Source organism: Moorena sp. SIO2C4 (assembly GCF_010672485.1).
In the GTDB taxonomy this organism is placed as follows: domain Bacteria; phylum Cyanobacteriota; class Cyanobacteriia; order Cyanobacteriales; family Coleofasciculaceae; genus Moorena; species Moorena producens.
Map to the genome: position 1 here is coordinate 1 of NZ_JAAHGN010000634.1, position 4,363 is coordinate 4,363.

Annotated in this window: 7 protein-coding genes; 6 read left to right on the plus strand and 1 reads right to left on the minus strand. The window is 42.7% G+C overall.

Features of this window, described 5'->3' with window-relative positions:
• Positions 1–180 precede the first annotated feature (180 nt).
• Both F6K20_RS26030 and F6K20_RS26035 read left to right on the plus strand, forming a co-directional pair.
• Positions 181–489 (plus strand): hypothetical protein, encoded by a 309-nt coding sequence (locus F6K20_RS26030; RefSeq protein WP_008181639.1) that lies wholly within the window; start codon positions 181–183, stop codon positions 487–489.
• Between the two features lie 235 nt (positions 490–724).
• Entirely contained in the window at positions 725–1,579 is an 855-nt protein-coding gene (locus F6K20_RS26035; protein WP_287265728.1) for a hypothetical protein, read from the plus strand.
• Between the two features lie 515 nt (positions 1,580–2,094).
• Here F6K20_RS26035 and F6K20_RS26040 read toward each other — a convergent pair.
• Positions 2,095–2,283 carry a hypothetical protein gene (locus tag F6K20_RS26040; protein WP_008181643.1) on the minus strand — a complete coding sequence of 63 codons (189 nt, stop codon included), beginning with the start codon at positions 2,281–2,283 and terminating at the stop codon, positions 2,095–2,097.
• 182 nt (positions 2,284–2,465) lie between these two features.
• Here F6K20_RS26040 and F6K20_RS26045 point away from each other — a divergent pair, with 182 nt between their 5' ends.
• The 4 genes from F6K20_RS26045 to F6K20_RS26060 all read left to right on the plus strand — a co-directional run bounded on the left by F6K20_RS26045 (position 2,466) and on the right by F6K20_RS26060 (position 4,211).
• Positions 2,466–2,654 (plus strand): hypothetical protein, encoded by a 189-nt coding sequence (locus F6K20_RS26045; RefSeq protein WP_154659721.1) that lies wholly within the window; start codon positions 2,466–2,468, stop codon positions 2,652–2,654.
• An 83-nt stretch (positions 2,655–2,737) separates the two neighbouring features.
• A complete protein-coding gene (locus F6K20_RS26050; RefSeq protein WP_008181645.1) occupies positions 2,738–3,181 on the plus strand; it encodes an Hsp20/alpha crystallin family protein in 444 nt (147 codons plus the stop codon).
• A gap of 204 nt (positions 3,182–3,385) precedes the next feature.
• Complete coding sequence (locus tag F6K20_RS26055; protein ID WP_287253988.1) at positions 3,386–3,508, plus strand: hypothetical protein; 123 nt, start codon at positions 3,386–3,388, stop codon at positions 3,506–3,508.
• Between the two features lie 142 nt (positions 3,509–3,650).
• Positions 3,651–4,211: a putative outer membrane beta-barrel protein gene (locus F6K20_RS26060; protein ID WP_161603139.1), complete on the plus strand. Its 561-nt coding sequence runs from the start codon at positions 3,651–3,653 to the stop codon at positions 4,209–4,211.
• Positions 4,212–4,363: the final 152 nt, after the last annotated feature.

The window sequence follows — 4,363 nt, forward strand, 5'->3', positions numbered from 1 at the left end:
TGGAGAGGCTGGAGAGAGTAGATAGAATAATTAGTTGTTAGGGTGGGTTAATAACACACCAAATTTAAACGCGATGTTCCGTTCGCGAACGCACTAAATTTTTAGTAAAAATTGACTTCAGTAATAATGATAAAAAAAAGAATATAATATATAAATATATCAAATCAAAAGTGATCAGACATGACACCAGAAGAAAGATTAACTCAAGTAGAGAACTTGTTAGAGACAGCAGCAAGATACATTAATCGCCATAGTCAGAATATCGAGCAAAATCAAGCAGAAATTACTCAATTAAGAGTTTCTCTCAATGAGACCTTAAAATTGTTTTCCGATTTAGCAACCTATCAACGTCAAAGTCAAGAAGAGATTATTCAAAATCAAGAGGAGATTCGTCAAAGTCAAGCAGATATTCGTCAAAATCAACAGGAAATACGACGGATTTGGGAATATTTATTAAATCAAAGTGGTAATGGACGCTCCGGGAATTAAACCTGTAGAGGTTTGGGAGTGTAGACAGAAAATTGATGGATAAAGGGCACCATCCCCCTGTCGTGATCATAAAACGTGAATTTTTATTGCATTCGAGAGCAATAATTTGATCACCTAGATAGAATTTAGACTGACAAAGTGAAAAATGTGCTGGCTACTCGACCTGGGTAGCTAGAAAAAGTCAATCAGGGAATCTCTATCTCATTTCTTTGTTGACGTTCGAGTAGAAACCTCGATGATAAACAATAGCTGTTCTGTGCTTGATTCCCTTTGCAATCTACAAGCAAATCCAAACCAAGGAAACCAAACTGGTGCTACTAGTCAAGGGATTGTAGTGATTTCTCCCCTAGATGACCTTGAAACTGGTGAAGATTTGGCTACTACTGGTGATTTGGACATCACCGATGGCCCGATTAACATCGATTTTGATGACATTGATTTTGATGACATTGACCAAGTGTTTGATGTCGAAATTCAGCCTCAAGATCCAAAAACGGCGACTATCACCAAGATTGAAATTAGTAGTAATCGATGCTCCTTGGCCTTTGGGCCACGCTACGCGAAGGTCGCCGCTACGCGAACAGTAGACTCAGATGACCCTCTAGTCAAGGTCAGTAGCAGGGCGACGGCTACTAACAGGATTAGTCGCAATCCCTTGGGCGACTCTGTTGGCGGTATAGTCATCGTCAGCAGTACCAGCATGGCTACCAGCACCATTAGTGACAATACCTCAGCGGATTTAAGCGATCGCGTAGCGTGGCCAAAGGCCAATCGCATTTTCAGTATCCATGGCACAGCCATGGTTTCCAGCACCATGAGTACCCCTAACACCAATAATCATCAGATTAGTGGTGCCGCCAGTTTCAGCATTGGTGACGACAACCAGATTAGTAATCCGGATGGTGTTACCGATGGACCTGACAGTCTGCTGGAGGATATCCTTGGTACTATTACCAATCCCATTGATTCCCTACTTGATTCCTTCCTGACTCCATCTGTGTTCACTCCATCCCTGTTGACTTCATCTCTAGGTTTTCCTAGTTCTGGGATTGATCTTGACCAGAGTCGTTCGCGCAGCGTCGGGCTTTGACCGAATCACTGATTTGATCAATTTGTGGGCATCACTCCTAATATTGGTGCCTCTGTAGCTCAACCCGAAAGAGGACTTGACCTCTTCAAGGACTAAAAATAATTTCGACCTTTGCCCTAGTAATCAGTCGTAAGTATTCAGCTATCAGCTATCAGCTGTCAGCTTATGGGCTACGCGCACGGTACGGAAATGGCTGACCGCTGACGGCTGACGGCTGAATGCTTACTATCAGTCAATATAGTGTTGAGGCTTAGGTGTTAGGTGTTAGGTGTTAAGTGTTAGGTATTAGGTGTTAGTTAGTAGTTAACGCCTAATACCTAGTGCTTAGAGTCTAATCGAGAAAAATACAGTTCAACCTAAGCTATCAGCTATCAGCGTGTCGCGTATCAGCGTGTCCCGTATCAGCTATCAGTTTTGAGCCTATGGCCACGCTACACCGAACAGTTTATGCCCATAGCGCATGCTACACCAAACAGCTTTTGAATAAAATAAGCTGACCGCTGAATGCTTAGAGGTCAAGTTTCTCTAAAATACTGGGTTAGGTTGTTGAGCGCCTCTGTAGCACTTTCAATCGCTGAAGATAATTCTTCAATGCGGTCAGAGTGAGCTTTACCTTCAATTTCTTTTTTCAGCAGTTCCTGTAATTTCAGAATCAATTCTTTTTGGTAGCTGACTGAATGGGTAAAATCTGTGGATTCCATCATCGGACTTAACTGAATTGCCTTACCTGATACCTGTTCGCGTAGCGTGCGCGTAGCGCATTAGCACCTCAATTAGCTTGCGCCTAGCGCATTAGCTGACCATTGAATTCGAGTTTACCGAACTCAATTGTGTTTAGTTTACCGTAATTTAGATCAAAGTTAACTATAGCAGTTCTAAATAGTTCATGAAACCCAAGGCTACATTGCTTTCTCCTAACCAAAAAAAATCCTCATATCTCTTTATTACTATTCCCTATTCCCTTTTGCCTGTTTCCGATTCCCGATTCCCGATTCCCGATTCCCGATTCCCGATTGAACACTTATTCATAACGGCAATCCCTATAAAATTAGTGATAAAAACCGAATTGTCATAGCTAATTTCAAGTCCTACCATAATAATCAAAGGCCAGAAAACAAGGCTAAATCAATTAAGCAATTACAACTTGGAGGAAAAGCTATGACTCTAGTTCGTTGGAACCCCTGGAAAGACATCAACACCCTACAACGGGAAATTGACCAGCTATTTGACCATAGTTTTGTGCCTACTACTTTGCGAGAGTTTGGTCATTTCAAAAATGTTCCAGCTGCTGAAATTACCCAAACTGAAGATGCTATTACTCTGAAATTAGAAGTTCCAGGAATGGAAGCCAAAGACTTGAATGTAGAAGTCACAGATACTGTTGTTTCTATCAGTGGAGAACGTAAAGAAGAAACCAATACTGACGAAAAAGGCGTCAAGCGGTCTGAATTCCGTTATGGTAAATTCCAGCGGGTAATTCCTTTACCAGTTCGGATTCAAAATACCAAAGTTGAGGCTGAGTACAAAGACGGTATCTTAAATCTGACCTTGCCTAAAGCGGAAGAGGAAAAAAACAAAGTTGTCAAGGTTAACTTGAACTAACTCCCTGGTTAGCTCAGTGGCTGGCTAACTAGACTTGGGACAATCAGTTAGCTACTTGAGTTTAGTAAGCATTCAGCTATCAGCTATCAGCGTATCGCGTATCAGCTAATAGACTACCTGAGGTGCTATCAGCCATTCGCGTAGCGTGGCCTTTGGCCAAGGCTTGTGACCAGGCTACGCGAATGGCTGACGGCTGAGGGCTGAATGCTTACGCAGTTTAGACTAAATCGTGACCTCAAAAAGCGATCGCTACCTCAACAAGCGATCGCTTTTTGTTTACATATACCAGTTCTCAATGGGGTGGCGACAAAATTATCCCATCATTAAGCAACGCCATCACTGGAGTCAATCGGATATTTTTCTGTAACTTATCCGGATCACTCAACTCGGCTGAGAAATAGAAAAATAGTAGATGCACCTTGATAGCCATCCCCCTGCAATCAAAGCGGGGGGTTTTCTAATTATAACCATGAAACCGATGAAACCCATACTCAAATCTGCCGCAACTTCCCTAATCTTAATGATTGCTATGGTTCTATGTGCTAGCCCTGCCTCTGCTCAACCTGAAGGATTAAAGGGTAGCTACGTCGGAATTAGTAACGATGGCAGCACAATAAGTAATGATATCCTCAATCCCTTTGAGAATTTGCTGGGAATTGGCTCAAACTCAAGCGATGAAAGGATTGGTAGCATGTATCAAGGTCGTATTGATGTGCCCAATTTACCAATTTCAGTGCGTGGTGCAGCATTTCTCTCTGGCAAAGGTCGTGCTGTCGAGCCAACAATTACCTACGATCTACCGGTTGCCAGCAATACTAACATTTACGTTGGTGGAGGCTATACCTTTGTGAACAACGAGGAGATCACCACTCCTTTAGGTAATCAAAATTCAGCCGTATTGACTGCTGGTGTAGAAGCAGCAGTCAATGACTACACCATAATCTACGGCAGTGGCAGATTAAGCCTTAGTGATGAAAACAACGATACTTCTCCGGTTAAATTCCAATTTGGTGCAGGCTATCGTTTCTGAAATCAATAGCGCTGTTGCCTGTTCCGGACAACTGCGGCGAAGTCTATTGTAGGGGCGCTTTCCTTGAGCTTTCATTTTAACCAAGGGCGAGTCACTTGTTCCAACTGACTAACATCCTCCTGACTCAAAGCCCAACCCAAAGCCCCTGCATT

What these genes read in the sequence shown, in the direction of transcription:
- F6K20_RS26030 (WP_008181639.1), top strand. Translation starts at nt 181, where the DNA reads ATGACACCAGAAGAAAGATTAACTCAAGTAGAGAACTTGTTAGAGACA.
- F6K20_RS26035 (WP_287265728.1), top strand. Translation starts at nt 725, where the DNA reads ATGATAAACAATAGCTGTTCTGTGCTTGATTCCCTTTGCAATCTACAA.
- F6K20_RS26040 (WP_008181643.1), bottom strand. Translation starts at nt 2,283, where the DNA reads ATGATGGAATCCACAGATTTTACCCATTCAGTCAGCTACCAAAAAGAA.
- F6K20_RS26045 (WP_154659721.1), top strand. Translation starts at nt 2,466, where the DNA reads ATGAAACCCAAGGCTACATTGCTTTCTCCTAACCAAAAAAAATCCTCA.
- F6K20_RS26050 (WP_008181645.1), top strand. Translation starts at nt 2,738, where the DNA reads ATGACTCTAGTTCGTTGGAACCCCTGGAAAGACATCAACACCCTACAA.
- F6K20_RS26055 (WP_287253988.1), top strand. Translation starts at nt 3,386, where the DNA reads ATGCTTACGCAGTTTAGACTAAATCGTGACCTCAAAAAGCGATCGCTA.
- F6K20_RS26060 (WP_161603139.1), top strand. Translation starts at nt 3,651, where the DNA reads ATGAAACCGATGAAACCCATACTCAAATCTGCCGCAACTTCCCTAATC.